Here is a 17,354-nt window from a genome sequence, read left to right on the forward strand (position 1 = left end):
GCATCACAAGGGCGAGTCGAACGCTCGCCTACGCGTCAGGCGTTCGCGGGCTCCAGAGTGCGGTCCGCGACGTCGACCTTGTCGTCGGTCTTCGCGTCGTCGTCCTTCGCGTCGTCGTCCTTCGCGTCGTCGGTCTTCGCGTCGTCGTCCTTGAACGGGTCGCCGCTGCGCTTCGCGTTGTACAGGCCGAGGTCGAGGATCCCGTTGCGCTTGGCCACGATGGTCGGCACGAGTGCCTGACCGGCGACGTTGATGGCCGTGCGACCCATGTCGATGATCGGGTCGATCGCGAGCAGCAGGCCGACGCCGGCGAGCGGCAGGCCCAGCGTTGAGAGGGTGAGCGTGAGCATCACGGTGGCGCCGGTGGTGCCCGCCGTGGCTGCGGATCCGATCACGGCGACGACGACGATCAGCAGGAACTGGCCGAACGTGAGGTGGATGCCGTAGAACTGCGCCACGAAGATCGAGGCCAGCGCCGGGTAGAGGGCCGCGCATCCGTCCATCTTGGTGGTCGCACCGAGCGGAACCGCGAAGGCTGCATACTCGCGCGGCACGCCGAGGTTGCGCTCGGTGACCCGCTCCGTGAGCGGCATGGTGCCCATCGAGGAGCGGGAGACGAAGCCGAGCTGGATGGCCGGCCATGCGCCCGAGTAGTACTGCTTGATGGAGAGTCCGTTGGCGCGCACGATGATCGGGTACACCACGAAGAGGATGATCACGAGGCCCACGTAGATGCAGATCACGAACACGCCGAGCGAGCCGAGGGCATCCCAGCCGTAGGTCGCGACGGCCTTCGCGATGAGCGCGAGCGTGCCGATCGGGGCGAGGCGGATGATCCACCAGAGCACCTTCTGGATGATCGCCAGCACCGACGACGTGAGGTTGAGGAACGGCTCGGCCTTCTTGCCGACGACGAGCGCCGCGATGCCGATGGCCGCCGAGATGACGAGCACCTGCAGCACGTTGAACGACACCGCCGTGGTGACCGCCGTGGTTGCGCCGGTGCCGCTCACCTGCGAGTTCGCGGCGAGACCGAACACGTTCGACGGGATCAGGCCGACGAGGAACGCCCACCAGGATCCGACGTGGCTCGGCAGCGCCTCGGCCGACTTGGAGACACCGGTGTGCGCACCCGGCTGCACGATCAGGCCGAGCGCGATGCCGATGAGCACCGCGATGAACGCCGTGATGGCGAACCAGATGAGCGTCTGGATGGCCAGCTTCGCCGCGTTGGACACCCGTCGCAGGTTCGCGATGGAACTCACGATGGCCGTGAACACCAGCGGCACGACCGCGGCGGTCAGCAGCGACACGTAGGAGTTGCCGATGGTGGTCACGGTGGCTGTCAGCCAGTTCGGGTCGAGCAGCGTGCCGCCCATGGCGCGGGCGATCAGGCCCACGATCACACCGGCGACGAGGCCGGCGATGATCTGGACTCCGAACGACGTCAGCCAACGAGGGGTCTTGCGTGTTCGGGTCTTCACAGAGGTTTCGGAGGAATCGGTCGTGGAAGTCACGGCCGCCACGTTATATAAGCCGCCGGGCTCGGGGGCGGCTGTGACGGACTGTTACGACGTCCGACGGATTCACAGTGCCACCTCACCGCACAGGTGGACCTGCACCCCGAGTTCCTCGAAGAATGCAGCCTTCGCGAGCAGGGCGCGGTCCGCGGTCTCGGCGTCCGGAGCGTAGACGACCTGTGCGTGGTTCGCCTTGTGCCGAGCCATGAGCTGGTCACGTCCCACTCCGTGGAGCACGGCGTGCATGATGGGCCACTCAGGGTTCGTGGCGTCAAGACGACGCTTGGTCTCCTCTGCGGGGAGGTCCGCCACGTGACCGCGTCCGAGATCGACGTGCAGCTCGCCGTCCATGATGAAGACGCGCGACCACACGATCTCGCCCGGCTTCGAGCATCCGGAAAGCGTTCCACCGCCCAGCGGGAAGAACATCGGGTCCTGACGCATCGCGTAGCTCTTGTCGTATCCCCCGTTGTGCGACGCGGGAACGGATCCGGAGATCTCGAAGACCCACACGAACTCGCCGTCGTACTCCTCGCCCCACCGTATGTCGTGCAGCGTTGTCGCCGGGTCCAGCCCCATCGCGGTCCAGATGCGGTTGGTGATCAACGCGTCGACGGCTACCCCTTCGTCCACCTCGTTGAAGTGCGGAACGGCAACGTTCTGATACAGCTCCCGAGAGCCGTCGCGACTCAGAACCGCCGGCCGCTCGACGTTGTTCAACAAGCCCTCCGCCAAGTCGCTTGCGGGAACCGTGTCCTTCAGCCCCTGCTGATACTGGATGCCGATGGCGTCGAGTCCGAAGTCGTCCGCTATGCGGAGAGCTGCGATGTACATGCGGAACTGACTGATCACCTGGTCCTCGGTGAGCTCCGTCGACGGATCCGAGCCGAACCGGAACTCGAAGCCCCGCTCGTCGAGCCACGTCTTCACCGCGCGCGCCTCGTCGTCGGTCACCTTCGTCATCTCGGCGACCAGGGCGCTCTGCGATAGCCGCTCCTTGTAGATGCCGAGCGGGTTGAGGAGCTCATCGTCGAAGATCGCGTTGTACATGCCCATGCAGCCTTCGTCGAAGACGCCGATGATGGCCTTCTCGTCTCTGAGCTGACCGGCGAGCGCCCGGCCGAGCTGCACCTCCTGGCTCTCCGGGTCCAGGGCCGGCAGGTCGCGCACGTGCGACTGGTCGTGAACGATGCCCCCGGTCTCGAGCCACTCGCCCAGCCTGGTGCGAGCCCAGTCGTCGGTGAAGTCGGCGCTCCAGAGTGCCGAATACGCGACATCCGCCTTCGTCATGCTGCCGGTCAGGTTCAACAGACCGACGAGGCCGGGGAAGTCGCCTGCCCAGTTCGCCACCACGAGGATGGGTCCTTCGTGGGTACGCAGACCTGGCAGCACATGGTGGCTGTACTGCCACACGGCATCGACCACGACGACCGGCGCGTCGACCGGGATCTCTTTGAACACCTCGATGCCGGCCCGCTGGCTGTCGATGAACCCGTGGCCCTTCTCCGCGTCGTACGGGTGCGCACGCTGAATCGACCAGCCGAATGAGGCGGCCGCCGCTGCGAAGTCGTCCTCGAGCTTCTGCTGCGTGGGCCAGCACTTGACGTTGGCGCTGGGTCGAAGGTCGCCGCTCGCGACCGTGTAGAGCGTCTGAGGCATTGCCTGCGGACGGCTCAGCGGTGCGGGCAGTGTGTAGGTGCTCATTACGAGTTCTCCTGTGGTGTCGGTAGTGCAGTGAGGTCGATGGTGTCGCCGGCCGACAAGGCGCCGGGTGCGGCCGAGAAGAGTCCGGACGCCGGATGCTCGACCTCGACCGAGTCGACGTCGAGGTCGCCGCCGAGAACCCGAAGCGTCGCGCGGCGCTCGTCGAGGTCGACGACGCCCCATCCGGTTCCGGCTGTGAAGGGGAGGCTCGCCTTGCCTTCCCTGAAGGCCTGACGGACGGGAGCTAGCCGAAGGCGACGCGTCGGCGCATTCCAGTCCGCGCCGGTCAACGCCACGAGCACACCCCAGCTCGCCATGGATCGCGCGTAGTGGTTGCCGCACTCCGCCTCGTTCCACGGGTTTCGACGGATGCCGTCGTGCCGCTCCCGCACGGCGTTCACGATCTCGAGACCCTCGTCGACGTCTCCCTCGTACACGAGGTGGGTGGCGACCTGGTACTCGATCCCGGTCCACACCTCGTCGGAGTACACGAAGGGGATGCGGGGCCTTCCGCTGTTCGGCCACGTGCACAGCACGAGCCCCGCCTCATCGTTCAGCGCGTAGGTTCGCTGAACACTGGCGTAGGTTTCGAATCCGCGTCGGAAGTTGTGCCGGTGGATGGAGCGGACCGCCGAGCGCACATGGTCGGCCGGGAGGATGTGCCCTAGTCCCACGAGGTGCGCGAGGGTCTGTCCGAGCAACTGGTCGCTCAGGCATCCTGCGCCGTATTGGTACCGGTGCGCGTCGACATCGTCGAGCCGCTGGTCGTAGTACTCGCCGTTGAAGAGCATGTGGTCGACCAGGTCTGAGGCGACATCCACCGCACGTGCATATCGGTCGGCCGCCTCGCGGTCTCCGAGATGCTCTGCCATGCGTACCGCAGCCGCAAGCGCCGCAATGAACATGGAGTTGGCGAGGGAGTTCTCCCCGTAGAACTCGATGTCATACGTGTTGTGCTGCTTGCTGTCGAGCACGCCGTCGCCGTTGGCGTCCCATTCCGTGAACGCGAAGTCGAGGGCGCGCTTCGCGGCCGGCCAGAGTTCCGCGAGGAAGTCGTCGTCGCCGGAGGTGCGCCACTCGCGGAACAACCGGACGATCGTGCCCATCTGTCCGTCCACCGCCGGATGGAACTCCAGCGGCTCCGCGTCGAACACGGAGTTGGTGCGGAAACGCATCCTGCCGTCCGGCAGAGTCTCGTTGAGGAACTCGTTGCGCCTGGCATTCCGCTCGAGACTCGGGAAGAGCGCGGCGAGCGCCTGCGCGTAATTCCAAACGTGCGTACACGTCCCCTCGCAGCTGCCTGCATGGTCGAAGCTGCCCTCCCAGGCGGCGAACCGCCCCTCAGGCGTTCCGTCCGCGATGCGGAAGCACGTCGTGCTCCTGGCTGCCGCCAGAGTCGAGGTGGCGGCATCCACCACGGCGGCAGGCAGGGTGCTGTCGTGGAGCGCATCGTGGAATGCCCAGGTCGAGGCCTCGAGCTCAGGAAGACGGCGGGCGAGGTCGGCCGCGACCGCCCAGGCATCCGGGTATCGGGTGGCGTACTGGTTCTGCACGACCTCGTCGGCATGCGTGTTCGGCAGCCCCACCATTCCGTTCCACGCCTTTGGCCGGTTCGGAGTGTGCCAGCTCAGGATGAACTCGAAGTCGTGCGCCTCTCCCGGTGCCAGCACGTGCTCGACGCTGATGCTCCCTGTGCGGAGCTTCGGCAGCTTCTCAGGATCGTCGCCGTCCAGGCTGAACACCGGCGAAGGCTCGAGCCGTCCCGATGCGGCGAAGGAGTCCCAGAACAGCTGAATGCCGTCCTGCCAGAAGTCGACCGGCCAGCATGGGGTGGCAGTGACCGGATTCGCCGTCACCAGGGTCGCCGTGCCGTAGTGGACGTCGTCCGCCGGAAGGTCGGTGCCGAGCTCGAGCCCGCGAAGGCCGTCTCGGTCGGTGAATGCGACAGACGGCATCCCTTCGTACTCGGGGAACTGGAACACGTTGCGCCCCGTGATCGCGATCGGATTCGACATCGCGGCCGCCAATTGGACCGTCACCGGAGAGTCCGAGTCGTTGCTCACCGTGTAGCGGAGCACGGCGCCCGGGATGCCGGAATCATCGGGATCCAGCGGCACCAACGGTGTGAACGCGGTCAGACGGACGCCGACTGGAAGGTCGTCGTCCTCGAACTCGACGGTGACGATCGGATACTCGCCGGCCATCCGAGACGACGCCAGCCTCGGCAGTCCGGCGACCTTGCCGATGTGGTATCCGGAATCGCCCTCGTGCGGCTTCTGCACCCGGCTCTCCAAAACCTTGGCCACGGCTGGAGAATCCGCCGGCTGCGCGCGAATCGCGAAGAACGTGAACGGCAGCCAGGATCCCTTGTCGGGATGATTCGAGATCTCCCAATCGCGCAGCTCGCCCCTGGCGCCGATCGACACGTTTCCGGTACCGATCCCGCCCAAGGGGAATGCCGCGGCTGTCGCCTCCGGCCCTAGCAACCGCGACGTCTGCGGGTTCGTCATCGTTGATAACCTTTCGTGTAATCGGTTTCAAGTATGCGGTTTGCAGAATTGCCCTGCAACCGGGCATCGGATGGAACTGACTGGAGAGCCGTGCTGCAATCGATGCCGCAGCTCGGACCGATCATCGAGCCACGCACGCGACAGGGCCACGAATTCCGACCACCGGATGTTCGCGCCCATCTCCACGGGCCCGGAGCTCGACCGCGAGACCAGGTGCTCCTGGTTGCAGGTGTCGCGATCCGCCCACCAGCCCCACGAGCATCCCCTCACTGCTGAAGGTTCCGATGTCGACACCGATGGTCGCCGTGGTGGTGATCATGCACCACATTGGCAGCAATCGGTTTCACAATCAAGTGCACATTCCGTTCCAAGCGCCGGTCAGATCTTCCGCACACGTTGCCCGATGGCCCTTGACAAGGCTCCGCTTCGGAGCGCCTAATGTCTGTAATCGATTTCGATGCGGCAATCGATCCTTCGCCACCCCACCGCGTCGATCGGTCGATCTTTCGCAAATCACAGCGACGAAAGGGATTCATCGTGGAATCGACATCCGGCACTGGACGATCGTTCATGTCCTCCTCAATCAGCCGGCGACGCGCTCTTCAACTGTTCGGGCTGGCAGCGGCTCTGCCGGCTGCCGCATCGCTGGCGGCGTGCTCGTCCGGCGGGTCCGGCTCCAGTGGATCGCGCAAGCTGACATTCGTCTTCTACGGCAACGCGAGCCAGCAGAAGGCCGTGCAAGCCGAATACTCCGGCTTCGTGAAGGCGAACCCGAAGGTGCAGTTCGCCGCCCAGGGCATCGCGGCGCAGAACTGGGCAGGATTCGCCAACACCGTCGCCACCCGGATCGCGGGCGGTGCCGCACCGGACGTGATCGACATAGCAACGGAGGGCCTCGGCATCTTCCGCTCGAAGAAGCTGATCGAAGACCTCGAGACGAACATCTCCAAGGACAAGGCGGCGATCGACGACTACTACGCGGACATCGACCCGACGTACAAGAAGTGGAGCGACGAGTACGGCAACCCCGGCGGCAAGACGTATTACATGCCGGGGGGCTTCAACACCGTGTGCCTCTACTGCAACAAGGACGTGTTCGCGCAGGCCGGCGTCGACCTCCCCGGAACCGACGACTGGACGTGGGACGACTTCGAGGCGGCCGCGGAGAAGATCAAGAGCAAGACCGGCGCATACATCCTTCCGTTCGGAAGCGCTCAGTTCACCGACATCATGCCCTGGCTGCTGAGCAACGGTGCCAGCACCCTCAACGAGTCCTGGACCAAGCCGGTCATCGACTCTCCGGAGGCGATCGAAGCCGCAGAGTTCTGCAAATCGATGGTGGACAAGGGCTACTCCCCTAAGCCCGGCGGCAATTTCGATGCAGCGACGCAACTCGCCCAAGGCAAACTCGCCGCGCTCGCCGGAGGCCGCTGGCCGACGATCGACATGATCCGACTGAAGCTGGTCGACAAGGTGCAGATCGTGAAGATGCCAAAGAAGAAGCAGCTCGGTACGCCGATCGGATGGGACGCGTTCCCGATCCTCACGTCGTCGCAGAACAAGGACGACGCATGGTCGTTCATCAAGTACCTCACCACGAAGGAAGCCGGGCAGGACTTCGCCAAGGTGGGCGGGACGAACATTCCGGCGCGCAAGTCGATCGCGCTCAGCGACACGTTCCTCAACGGCGCACCGAAAGGCAGCGAACTGCTCTACCAGGCCGCCTCGTACGCCACCCCGGTTCCCTCGCCGAACCGCGGTGCGGAGAGCCAGCAGGCCGTTGAACAGACCTGGCTGAAGATCCTCACCGGCGGCGTGGCAGCTGATGCTGGTCTCAAGCAGCTCAGCACCACCCTTGCGGGACTGCTGTGACGACCTTGACCACGTCGGCCAGCACCAGGAGGCCGGTACGCCGCGGCGACCAGAATGTCGCGCGAGGCTATCGGCCTCCTGCCTGGTTGGGCTATGCCTTCATCAGCCCGGCGATGATCTTCTTCCTCGTGTTCATAGCCGGTCCCTTCGTCGTCGCGATCGCACTCGCATTCTTCAAATGGGACCTGCTCACGCCTGCGCAACCCGCAGGGCTGTCGAACTTCGCACGGCTCTTCACCGATCCGCTGCTCGGGCGAACGCTCCTCACCACATTCGCATTCGCATTGGCATCCGTCTTCACTCACGTCATCGGCGGACTTCTCCTGGCACTTGCGGTGAACAGGGTGGCGAACCGGGCGGTGTCGTACTTCGCCAGAGCGTCGGTGTTCTTCCCGTTCCTCATCTCCTGGGCGGCCGTCGCCCTGCTGTGGAAATACGTTCTCGACCCGAGCTTCGGCTACATCGCCTTCTACCTCGGGCAGCTCGGCATTCCATCGCCGCAGTGGTTCACCGATCCTGCGTGGTCGCTACCGGCGATCATCGGCATCGACTTCTGGCACACCATCGGCTACACGTTCATCATCATGCTGGCCGGTTTGCAGACCGTGCCCAACGAGTTGATCGAAGCGGCTAAGACCGACGGGGCGTCGAATCGGCAGGTCTTCTTCAACGTCACGATCCCGCTGATGTCACCCACCATCTTCTTCGCCACCGTGATCACCTTCATCGGCGCCTTCCAGATCTTCGACCCCATGCAGATCATCACGCAGGGCGGGCCGGACAACTCGACGATGTCGATCGTCATGTACCTGTACCAGACCGGAATCCAGGCCTTCGACATCGGGTACGCCTCGGCGATCGCGCTGCTCGTGTTCGTCATCATCATGGGCGTCACCGCCCTTCAGTTCTGGGGATCACGAAAGTGGGTGTACGAGCAATGACGGCTCCCATCGCGACGATGGACGTCACGCCAGGGAAAAGCGGCCGGGCGCGGCGCCGACGGCGCTTCAGCACGGGCTCGATCGTTCTCGACATCGTGCTCGTCGTCATCGGCATCCTTATGGTGTCGCCGCTCGTCTGGCTGATCTCGACCAGCCTCACGGATGCATCGCAGGCGTTCGCACTTCCGCCGACGTGGATACCCATCCCATTCAGCGTCGACAACTTCGCTCAGGTGTTCGGACTGATCCCGTTCGGGCAGATGTTCCTCAACAGCATCATCGTGGCGACATTGAGCACCGCCGGATCGCTGCTCACGAGCATCCTGGCCGCTTACGCATTCTCCCGGCTGCAGTTCCGGGGCCGGCAGACCATTTTCGTCGGCATCCTGAGCGCGCTGATGGTGCCCGTGCAGCTCACGATCATCCCGGTGTTCATCCTGATGCGCACATTGCACCTGGTCGACACGCTGACCGCGCTGTGGTTGCCTGCGTTCATCAACGTGTTCGCCATCTTCTTCCTGCGGCAGTACTTCAACACGATTCCGCGGGAGCTCGACGAAGCGGCACGCATCGATGGCGCCGGGCATCTGTGGATCCTCTTCCGAATGCTGGTGCCGCTGTCCGGTCCCGCGATCTCGGCGCTGATCATTCTGAACTTCCAGGCCGCGTGGAACGACTACTTCGGCCCGCTGATCTTCCTGAGCAGTCCACAGAACATGACGCTCCCGATCGGACTCGTGACTCTTCAGAGTGGGCAAGGAGGCGGCCCCGCCGTTATCGTGTTCGCCGCCATCACGATGGTCGTCGTTCCTGTGCTCGTTCTGTTCCTGGTCTTTCAGCGCAGTTTCGTCTCGAGCATCGCATCCAGCGGGATCCGCGGATGACCGCGCCCGCGTCCTCGCGTCCGAGCGCGCGCGACGAGACTCGGTTCACCGGTGCCGGCAGACTGCTCTGGGATGCTCTCCCCGCATTTCTCGTGTCGGGAACGGCGATCTGCGTGGTCACCGGTCTCGTGCTGTGGATGGCGCCGGGACTAACGCCATTCTCGGTGGTGCTCTACGCCCTCTTGCTGGCGCCTCTGTACGGCGCGCTGGTGGCCCAGGCGCACCGCGCCCTGGAGGGCGAAACGCCCGGCGCGTTCTCCCTGGGGCGCGAGCTGCGCACATCCTGGCGGCTCTCGATCGGTTTGTTCGCGCCGGCCGCCGCGTCCATCGCCCTGACTCTTGTGGCCGAGTTGGTATGGGCGCGCACAGGCGCGATCATCGCTGCCGTTCCCGCAGCCGTCGGCACGGCAGTCTCGGTTCTTCTCCTCGTGTCGGCAGTGGTCGGGCTGCCGCTCGGTGTCTCGATGCCGCGACTTCGTGGCATCCGCCTTGCGCTGACGGCACTCGTACTCACCGCTCGTCGTCCTGTCCCTGTCATCGGGTTCATCGCCGTCATCGTGCTGGTGGCGTGGGGTGCGGCCCAGTTCAGCGGAACCTTGCTGTTCCTGCTTCCCGCGCCGCTCGCCGTCGTCTCGGTGCTCGCCCTCCGGCACATGGTGACGGTCATCGACCCCCGCGACTGACCTCACCGCGGACGACGTCTTGGCGCCCGTCTCGGCCGGCTCGGCGGGACGGGCGCCGATCCGGAACGGCTCACTTGAAGCCGGAGGTCTTGATCGACTCCGTGATCTGGCGCTGGAAGAAGAAGAACAGCAGCAGGGTGGGAATCGCTGCCACCGTCGACGCCGCGACGATGTAGCTCTCTGACGATGCGTACTGCTGATGGAACGTGGAGATGCCTACCTGCACGACACGGAGGTCCGGATTCGAGGTGATGGTCAGCGGCCAGACGAACGAGTTCCAGTTCGCCAGGAAGAAGAAGACGGCGAGCGCGGCCAGGACCGGACGGAACAAGGGCAGGATGACATTCCAGTAGATCCGCCAGTACCCGGCGCCATCGATCAGTGCGGCCTCTTCGAGCTCGTCCGGAAGCGAGATGTAGAACTGCCGGAGCAGGAAGATGCCGAACGCGCTGAACAGTGACGGGACGATCAGACCCCAGTAGCTGTCGAGCATACCGAGCAGGCGCACGACCTCGAACTCGGGAATGAGCACGACGGGGAGGCTGACCAGGAGGGTCGAGAACATGATGAGGAAGACGGTCTCACGGCCCTTGAACCGCAGGCGAGCGAGCGCATAAGCGGCCATCGAATGGAACAGCAACGCGACGACGGTCACGAACGCCGATACGAAGAAGCTGTTGAACATGTATCGGGCGAACGGCACCTGCGTGAAGACGTAAACGTAGTTCTCGAAGGTCCAATGCGGCGGAAGAAGTGACGTGCCGTAGATGTCGGCCTCGGTCTTGAAGGAGCTCAGCACCATGTAGGCAAGCGGAAAGATCGTCACGATGGCGATCACGACGCCCACGACGAAGAGGGTCGTGCTCTTCTTCGTCCACTTCTTCTCGCGCCCCGGCTTGCGGCGCGGAGCGGCAGGCCGGGCTCCGTCGTGCAGGGTCGAGCCCGTTGTTGTACGGGTGGCGATGTCACTCGTCATCGATCCGCCCTCCTTTCGTGATGCGGAACATGAACGCCGACCAGATGAGCAGCACCAGCACCAGCACCGAGCCGATGGCAGCGGCGTAGCCGTACTCGCCGTAAAGGAAGGCCTGTTGGTAGATGTAGAAGATAAGGAGCGACGTCGTTCCTGCCGGTCCACCCCCGGTGAGGATGTAGATCAGGTCGAAGCCACCGGTGATCACAGCGATCGTCGCGGTGACGAACACGAAGAGAGACGTCGGCCGGAGCATCGGCCAGGTGATGTTCCAGAACCGCTGCCACGCGCCGGCGCCGTCGATGCGAGCGGACTCGTACAGCTCGGCGGGAATGTCCTGCAGCCCCGACAGGAAGATGATCATGTAGTAGCCCATCTGGAACCAGATGCTGATCACCACAACGGTCCCCAAGGTGTAGTGCGGGTCGCCGAGCCAGGAGATCCCGTGCACGCCGAACGCGGACAGGAACTGGTTCACTACTCCGACCTTGTCCGCCAGCATGAACTGCCACATCAGTCCGACGACGACAAGGCTGATCACGTACGGAGCGAACAGGGCACTCCTGATCACCCCGATGAAGGGGATGCGCTGCTGCACCAGCAGGGCGAGCAGGAGGCCGACGACGAAGATCGCCGGCACCAGGATCACGAGGTAGAGCGCGGTGATTCCTGCGCTCTGGAGGAACTGCGGATCCTGCGCCATACGGATGTAGTTCCCGAACCCGACGAACGAGATGTTGCCGAAACCGTCGAGCCGGAAGAAGCCGAGCACGATGGCGATCACCATCGGGATGAACACGAAGATCAGCAGGCCGAGCGAGTCAGGCAGGAGGAACAGCAATGCCGCGAGGCCTTCGCGCCGTGCGCGAGCCGATCGTCGCCTCTCCTTGGATGAGTCGGTGGCGGAACGCCGTGACCCGTTCGTCTCGATCGTGCCCGCCCGTACTGTGGCGGTCATAGCAGCGTCCCTCCTTGGTAGGTCTGCATGAATGCTGTGATGGCCGTCTGGGCTCGGTCGGCCTGTGCGCGCGCATCGCCGCCGGCCGCCTGTACCTGCCCGATCGCGTCGGAGATGGCCTTGTAGACGACAGGTGGATAGCGCGGCTCGCCGCGACCGGTGGGCAGGATCACGTCGTGGAAGTACTTGAGCTTGTCGTTCTCGAGAGCGCCGCGCTCGACCATGAGCTTGTCGACGGACTTGCGAGGGGGCATGTCCGACTTCGCGACGGTGCACCAGTCGTAGATGCGCTGGATGCTCGACTCGCTCATGCTGCCGACGGTGTCGACGACGAACTTCGCGGCCGCCTCGGGATTGCGCCCTCGCGCGTTGACGCACCAGGCCCAGCCGCCCATGACCGTCTTCGTCTCACCACCGGGCGGAGTGGGGAGCGGAAACAATCCGTAGTCGAACTTGGGGTGACTTCCGCGGAATCCCGCCACCTGCCAGATTCCGGACTGCCACATCGCGGCGTATCCCTCGGCGAATGCCCTCGGCGAATGCCCCCGGCAAATCTCCTGCGGCAGGGTCCGTTCGCGGCGCGACGCCGGATCGTACCGAACGGCCGAAGAGGTCCAGTGCCTGCACGACCGCGTCACTGTCGAACGACGGCCTCTGGCGGGCATCCACCACGTCGCCGTTCCCCTGCCACATCCACGGGTACCAGGTGAAGTTCTGGAAGTACCCCGGCACCGTTTCGAAGACCAGGCCCGACTGCGAGTCCGTTGTGAGCTTGCGCGCGACGTCGAGCATCTGATCCCATGTCGTCGGAATGTCGCCCTCGCTGAGATGGGCCTTCTCCCACGCCGGGATGCTGTAGTACATCGCGAGCGGCTCAACCTCCATCGGCAGCCCGTAGACGCCCTTGCCGACTCGGCGAGTGGCGAGGATGTTCGGGTTGAAGTCGTCGATCGCCTCCTGCGTCATGTACGGCGCCAGATCGAGGAGAGCGCCGCCGTTGTAATAGCGGAGGAAGTCACCCGGACTGATCAGGAAGATGTCGGGACCGTCACCGGAGGCGAAGGCCGTTGCTAGACGCGTGTTGCTCGGATCCGTGAAGCTCGGAATGAAGACGTTCTCGACCTTCTGGTCGTTCTTCGCGTTCCAGTCAGAGACGGCCTTCTGGAACCAGTCGTTCTGCGCCTTGAGGTCCGCCGCGGTCTGCGTCTGCGGCGCATAGAACTGCCAGAACTGCAAAGGTTCGCTGGAACGGGATGCCTTGGTCGAGCAACCGGCGAGCGATAGACCGGCCGCAGCCGCCGTCGTCATTGCCGCCGCCTTGAACAGCGTGCGCCTCGAGAACGCTTCGGTGTGCACCATTGCTCCGTTCGTCGCCATTGTCGATCGCTCCGTTCGCAATCGATTTCGCTCCCAGGCTTGTCGCAAGGCAAGCGCGCGCTTCCGCCGGGCAGGGCCGGCGAGGCCATGCTCTTCCGCACATGACTAGGAAGTCACGGCTTGGATGCCCACATAGTCCGCCGAGGACATCGTGCTTTCGTACCGCTACAGGTCAAACATTGCGCCGAACGGATGTAATCGATTTCGTTGATCGTACACACCCCCCGAATGGGTGTCAATCGTTGAAATCCGAGTGCTGCGGTCTCTGCCCGTCCCTGTCGTTCGGATTCGGACACAGCCGCGCGGCCGACCCATGCTGCGGTTCGGCCAGGACGTGACCCGAGCGCCTTCCGGTCAGGAAGCGAAGGTGAGGCCGCCCGACGCGTCGTCCGGCGAGGCGGAAGCGCCGGGTGCGGACAGAGTGTTGCGGAGCACGACTGTTCGCGCCGGCTGCTTGTCGCCCTTGATGCGCTCGAGCAGCATGGTCGCGGCCGTCACCCCTAGGTGCCGCGACGGAAGATGCACGACAGTGATGCCCGCCGGCGCCAGCGCCGCGAACGGAAGGTCTCCGAAGCTCGCCATGCCCACGGCGGGAGGCATCTGTCTGCGCTCGATCAGCACCTGGAGCGCGCCGACGCTCATCAGGTTGTTCGCCACGAACACGCTGTCCGGGGGGTTCTTGCCGTCGAGCAGAGACCGCATCGCATCGCGTCCTCCGTCGACGCGGAAGTCGGCATGGATGAGATAGTCCCCCGGGTCGAAGTCCGCTCCCGCCTCGGCGAGCGCTATGCGCCATCCGTCCGCTCGCTGAATGGCGGTCTCCACGTCTGCCGGTCCTGTGATGCACGCCACCCGGGAGTAGCCCTGCTCGAAGAGCGCCTGCGTTGCCGCGCGTCCACCGGCCCGGTTGTCCACGGTGACCGCGTCAATGTCGGCACCGTGCGGGCTCCTGTCGACGGCGACCACGGGTCTGCCGCGCTTGAGCAGGCTTCCGATGTCGCTGTGCTCATCCGCGGCCGCTATGATCACGCCGCCCATGTCCTCGCTGATCGCGATATCGAGATACTTCGCCTCCTTGTCGCGGTCGCCGTCCGAATTGCAGAGCACGACCGAGTAGCCGGCTTCGTGCGCCACGTCCTCCACACCGCGTGCGAGCGAGGTGAAGAACGGGTTCTCGATGTCCGGAATGACCAGTGCGAGAACTTCGGAGTTGCGCTTGCGGAGTGTTCTGGCCGTGCGATTCGGTGTGAAGTCCAGCTCGTCCGCGGCCTTGCGCACCAGGCGGGACTTCTCTGCCGAGACATTCATCCCGTTGAACACGCGTGAGACCGTCGCCGCGGAAACACCGGCGCGCGCAGCGACTTCGTAGATCGTGGCCATTCGTCTTCCCACTCATGAATCGACACCGCCGTCGCGCGGATATCCGTACCGTAGCGCCGTTGCGGTGCTCGGTTGACACTTCCCGAAGGCGAGCCATAGATTGATTGAAATCGATTGCAAGCTTATGGCTTCCATCCCTTTCGACCAACCCGCCAGGGTACGACGACGTACAGGAGACCCACTTGACTATCGGCGACCTCGCCTCGCTCGCCCGTCTGCACCAGGTGCAGACCCGCTCCATCAGCCCGGAGAACTTCGACGGTTCGGTCGCCGGCGGTGGCCGTGCCATCGAGGGAACGGGCGCCGAGTGCGCCCGCGACCTCGGGCCCGGATGGAAGATCTCACCGAGCATCGACATCGACGCGGGCGAGACCTTCGAGCTGGCGGCCATCGCAGGCCCGGGAAAGATCCAGCACATCTGGATCACGACCCACACAGACAACTGGCGCACCCTTCTCTTCCGTGCGTACTGGGACGGTGCCGATGAACCGGCCATCGAAGTTCCCTACGGCGACTTCTTCTGCAACGGGTGGGGCAGGTTCGCGCAGGTGAACTCGCAGGTCATCGCCGCCAACCCGCACGGCGGTTTCAACTCGTACTGGCCGATGCCGTTCCGCGATGGCGCTCGCCTCTCCCTGGAGAACCTCTCGGACGCCCCCGTTCGCGTCTACTACCAGGTCACCTACGAGATCGGCGGGGACTATTCGAGCGACGGATACCTGCACGCACAGTGGCGACGCAGCAATCCCCTCGAGTACCTGAAGTCGCACGTGCTGCTCGACGGCATCGAGGGCGCCGGTCAGTACGTTGGCACCTACATCGCGTGGGGCGTGAACAGCGCGGGTTGGTGGGGCGAGGGCGAGATCAAGTTCTACCTCGACTCGGACGAGGAGTATCCGACCATCTGCGGCACCGGAACAGAGGACTACTTCGGCGGAGCCTGGAACTTCGACATTCCCGGCAAGGGCTACACCGAGTTCTCCACTCCCTATCTGGGCATGCCGCAGGTCATCCGGCCGGACGGACTGTATGACAGCCAGCAACGATTCGGCATGTACCGGTGGCATCTGAACGACCCGATCCGCTTCTCCGAACGCCTGCGGGTGGATATCCAGGCGCTCGGTTGGCGAAGCGGATGGCGCTACCTGCCGCTCCGCGACGACATCGCGTCGACCTCGCTGTTCTACCTCGACCGCCCGACTGCGCGACGTCCGAAGACGCCGTCTGCCGACGACCTGGAGGTTCACTTGGGCCGCGAGGCCGTCCCGGACCTCGGGGCCACCCCACCGCGGACTCCGTAGACCCGCTGCCGGCCGAGGTTGCCGAAAACGCGCCGGTCGGGTTCATTCGGACGCCATCGGGGGCGGAGCGTCCGGCCCGATCAGCCCTTCTTCACGAGGTCGGCCCGGTACCAGTACACGTTGTACGGTCCCCACACCGACAGGGTGAAGTAGACCGTCCTGCCGCCGTTCTCGGTGTACTGCGGAAGCTGGAACGGCGCATACAACCCGGGCACCGCAGACGAGGAGACCAGGGTCTTCGGAGACGACCACGGTCCCCACGGATGCGCGCTGTCACTGATCAGGGCTCCCCGACCGCCACCATCGGTGTACGTCATCAGCCATCTCTGCAGGTAATCGTTCCACGCGACGGACAGCTCGCCGACCGTCCCGTCGGCGACGATCCCCGCCTCGTCGACATCGTCGCTCCATCGCGGCGCACCGTCTGCATCCGTACCCGTGAAGTAGCGATAGGCACTCTGCTTCTCGACGTCGCGCTCTGCGACCTTCATCAGTTTCACCGGTCCGTTCCGTCCATGCGTCACGCCCCAGAAGTACAGCTCGTCGCCGACTTTCGTCACGCTCACCTGCACGAAACCGCCTTTGCCACTCCAGCGCGGCGACGGAAGCTTCCTCCAGGTCTGACCGTGGTCGGTGGACTTGGCGAGCCCGGAGTAGTTCGTCTCCCATTCACCCGCATCGCCCCAGTGCCGCACGGACATGTAGTCGAGATACATGGTTCCGTTCGCTTCGAAGCCGTAGGTCGGGATCGTCGTCATCTCGACGCCGTCCTCCTTCTTCGACGGGATGAGCTCCTTCGCCCATCCCTGCTCGTCGACGATGTAACCGTCGAGGCGGATGCCGTCGTTCGGGTCCGCGTCACTCGTGTACGCGATCGCGTTCGAGCGCCATTCGGTTCCGCCGCCGCCGGTCATGCCAGGGTCACGCTGACCGAACGTGTCGCCGAACACGAACCAGGTCTTGCCGTCCGCCTGGAACATGGACCCGAGGTCCTGGCCGGCGATCTCGTATCGCCCGGTTCGGTTGGGCGAGTCCGGTCCGGTGATCTGGGAGACACGGTGCACATTCGCCACGCCGGCCAGGGCAGACGGACGGTCCTGGGTCGACAGCATCGTTCCGACGTCCTTCGAGCACCCGGTGAAGGCGAGCACCGCTACGACCACGAGCCCCACAGCTCCAGCGGAACGCGCGACCCGGCGCGCCTGCGCTGAGAGTCCTCCTGCATGCGGACGATGTGCCATGCCTGGCCTC

General features: G+C 64.7%; 14 protein-coding genes. 5 read left to right on the forward strand and 9 right to left on the reverse strand.

The genetic code is table 11. From position 1 onward, the window contains the following. Positions 1-35: 35 nt before the first annotated feature. The 3 genes from HII28_RS16895 to HII28_RS16905 all read right to left on the reverse strand — a co-directional run bounded on the left by HII28_RS16895 (position 36) and on the right by HII28_RS16905 (position 5,734). Entirely contained in the window at positions 36-1,517 is a 1,482-nt protein-coding gene (locus tag HII28_RS16895) for a dicarboxylate/amino acid:cation symporter (RefSeq protein WP_170027015.1), read from the reverse strand. 69 nt (positions 1,518-1,586) lie between these two features. Continuing rightward, positions 1,587-3,224, reverse strand: a complete 1,638-nt coding sequence (locus HII28_RS16900; protein ID WP_170027016.1) for a fucose isomerase — start codon at positions 3,222-3,224, stop codon at positions 1,587-1,589. Next, positions 3,224-5,734, reverse strand: coding sequence for a GH116 family glycosyl-hydrolase (locus tag HII28_RS16905; RefSeq protein ID WP_170027017.1), 2,511 nt, complete (start codon positions 5,732-5,734; stop codon positions 3,224-3,226). Before HII28_RS16905 ends, HII28_RS16900 begins: the two co-directional genes overlap by 1 nt. A 570-nt stretch (positions 5,735-6,304) precedes the next feature. Between HII28_RS16905 and HII28_RS16910 the strand changes: the two genes are divergently transcribed. The 4 genes from HII28_RS16910 to HII28_RS16925 are packed head-to-tail and all read left to right on the forward strand — an operon-like array spanning position 6,305 to position 10,114. Then, positions 6,305-7,606, forward strand: a complete 1,302-nt coding sequence (locus HII28_RS16910; RefSeq protein ID WP_170027018.1) for a sugar ABC transporter substrate-binding protein — start codon at positions 6,305-6,307, stop codon at positions 7,604-7,606. Beyond that, on the forward strand, positions 7,603-8,547 hold the full coding sequence (locus HII28_RS16915; protein ID WP_205865028.1) for a sugar ABC transporter permease: 945 nt from the start codon (positions 7,603-7,605) through the stop codon (positions 8,545-8,547). Before HII28_RS16910 ends, HII28_RS16915 begins: the two co-directional genes overlap by 4 nt. Next, entirely contained in the window at positions 8,544-9,431 is an 888-nt protein-coding gene (locus HII28_RS16920) for a carbohydrate ABC transporter permease (RefSeq protein WP_205865029.1), read from the forward strand. The genes HII28_RS16915 and HII28_RS16920 overlap by 4 nt, the downstream gene beginning before the upstream one ends. Continuing rightward, complete coding sequence (locus tag HII28_RS16925; protein WP_170027019.1) at positions 9,428-10,114, forward strand: hypothetical protein; 687 nt, start codon at positions 9,428-9,430, stop codon at positions 10,112-10,114. The genes HII28_RS16920 and HII28_RS16925 overlap by 4 nt, the downstream gene beginning before the upstream one ends. 70 nt (positions 10,115-10,184) lie before the next feature. Here HII28_RS16925 and HII28_RS16930 read toward each other — a convergent pair whose 3' ends face one another. The 5 genes from HII28_RS16930 to HII28_RS16950 form a co-directional block, all read right to left on the reverse strand. Further along, positions 10,185-11,090, reverse strand: coding sequence for a carbohydrate ABC transporter permease (locus HII28_RS16930; protein ID WP_170027020.1), 906 nt, complete (start codon positions 11,088-11,090; stop codon positions 10,185-10,187). Next, complete coding sequence (locus HII28_RS16935; protein ID WP_170027021.1) at positions 11,080-12,045, reverse strand: sugar ABC transporter permease; 966 nt, start codon at positions 12,043-12,045, stop codon at positions 11,080-11,082. Before HII28_RS16935 ends, HII28_RS16930 begins: the two co-directional genes overlap by 11 nt. Further along, entirely contained in the window at positions 12,042-12,551 is a 510-nt protein-coding gene (locus HII28_RS20520; protein WP_170027022.1) for an extracellular solute-binding protein, read from the reverse strand. The genes HII28_RS16935 and HII28_RS20520 overlap by 4 nt, the downstream gene beginning before the upstream one ends. After that, a complete protein-coding gene (locus tag HII28_RS20525) occupies positions 12,454-13,404 on the reverse strand; it encodes an extracellular solute-binding protein (RefSeq protein ID WP_170027023.1) in 951 nt (316 codons plus the stop codon). The genes HII28_RS20520 and HII28_RS20525 overlap by 98 nt, the downstream gene beginning before the upstream one ends. 372 nt (positions 13,405-13,776) lie before the next feature. Beyond that, positions 13,777-14,802 (reverse strand): LacI family DNA-binding transcriptional regulator, encoded by a 1,026-nt coding sequence (locus tag HII28_RS16950; protein ID WP_170027024.1) that lies wholly within the window; start codon positions 14,800-14,802, stop codon positions 13,777-13,779. Between the two features lie 182 nt (positions 14,803-14,984). Between HII28_RS16950 and HII28_RS16955 the strand changes: the two genes are divergently transcribed. Further along, a complete protein-coding gene (locus HII28_RS16955) occupies positions 14,985-16,103 on the forward strand; it encodes a glycoside hydrolase family 172 protein (protein WP_170027025.1) in 1,119 nt (372 codons plus the stop codon). 80 nt (positions 16,104-16,183) lie between these two features. Here the strand turns inward: HII28_RS16955 and HII28_RS16960 are convergent, their stop codons facing one another. Continuing rightward, complete coding sequence (locus tag HII28_RS16960; RefSeq protein WP_205865030.1) at positions 16,184-17,344, reverse strand: DUF4185 domain-containing protein; 1,161 nt, start codon at positions 17,342-17,344, stop codon at positions 16,184-16,186. Positions 17,345-17,354 lie beyond the last annotated feature (10 nt).

Source organism: Planctomonas sp. JC2975, assembly GCF_012985205.1.
Taxonomy (GTDB): domain Bacteria; phylum Actinomycetota; class Actinomycetes; order Actinomycetales; family Microbacteriaceae; genus Humibacter.

Coding starts and splice junctions, on each gene's coding strand:
- HII28_RS16900 (WP_170027016.1), bottom strand. CDS start 3,224: ATGAGCACCTACACACTGCCCGCACCGCTGAGCCGTCCGCAGGCAATG.
- HII28_RS16905 (WP_170027017.1), bottom strand. CDS start 5,734: ATGACGAACCCGCAGACGTCGCGGTTGCTAGGGCCGGAGGCGACAGCC.
- HII28_RS16910 (WP_170027018.1), top strand. CDS start 6,305: ATGTCCTCCTCAATCAGCCGGCGACGCGCTCTTCAACTGTTCGGGCTG.
- HII28_RS16920 (WP_205865029.1), top strand. CDS start 8,544: ATGACGGCTCCCATCGCGACGATGGACGTCACGCCAGGGAAAAGCGGC.
- HII28_RS16925 (WP_170027019.1), top strand. CDS start 9,428: ATGACCGCGCCCGCGTCCTCGCGTCCGAGCGCGCGCGACGAGACTCGG.
- HII28_RS16930 (WP_170027020.1), bottom strand. CDS start 11,090: ATGACGAGTGACATCGCCACCCGTACAACAACGGGCTCGACCCTGCAC.
- HII28_RS16935 (WP_170027021.1), bottom strand. CDS start 12,045: ATGACCGCCACAGTACGGGCGGGCACGATCGAGACGAACGGGTCACGG.
- HII28_RS20520 (WP_170027022.1), bottom strand. CDS start 12,551: ATGTGGCAGTCCGGAATCTGGCAGGTGGCGGGATTCCGCGGAAGTCAC.
- HII28_RS20525 (WP_170027023.1), bottom strand. CDS start 13,404: ATGGTGCACACCGAAGCGTTCTCGAGGCGCACGCTGTTCAAGGCGGCG.
- HII28_RS16950 (WP_170027024.1), bottom strand. CDS start 14,802: ATGGCCACGATCTACGAAGTCGCTGCGCGCGCCGGTGTTTCCGCGGCG.
- HII28_RS16960 (WP_205865030.1), bottom strand. CDS start 17,344: ATGGCACATCGTCCGCATGCAGGAGGACTCTCAGCGCAGGCGCGCCGG.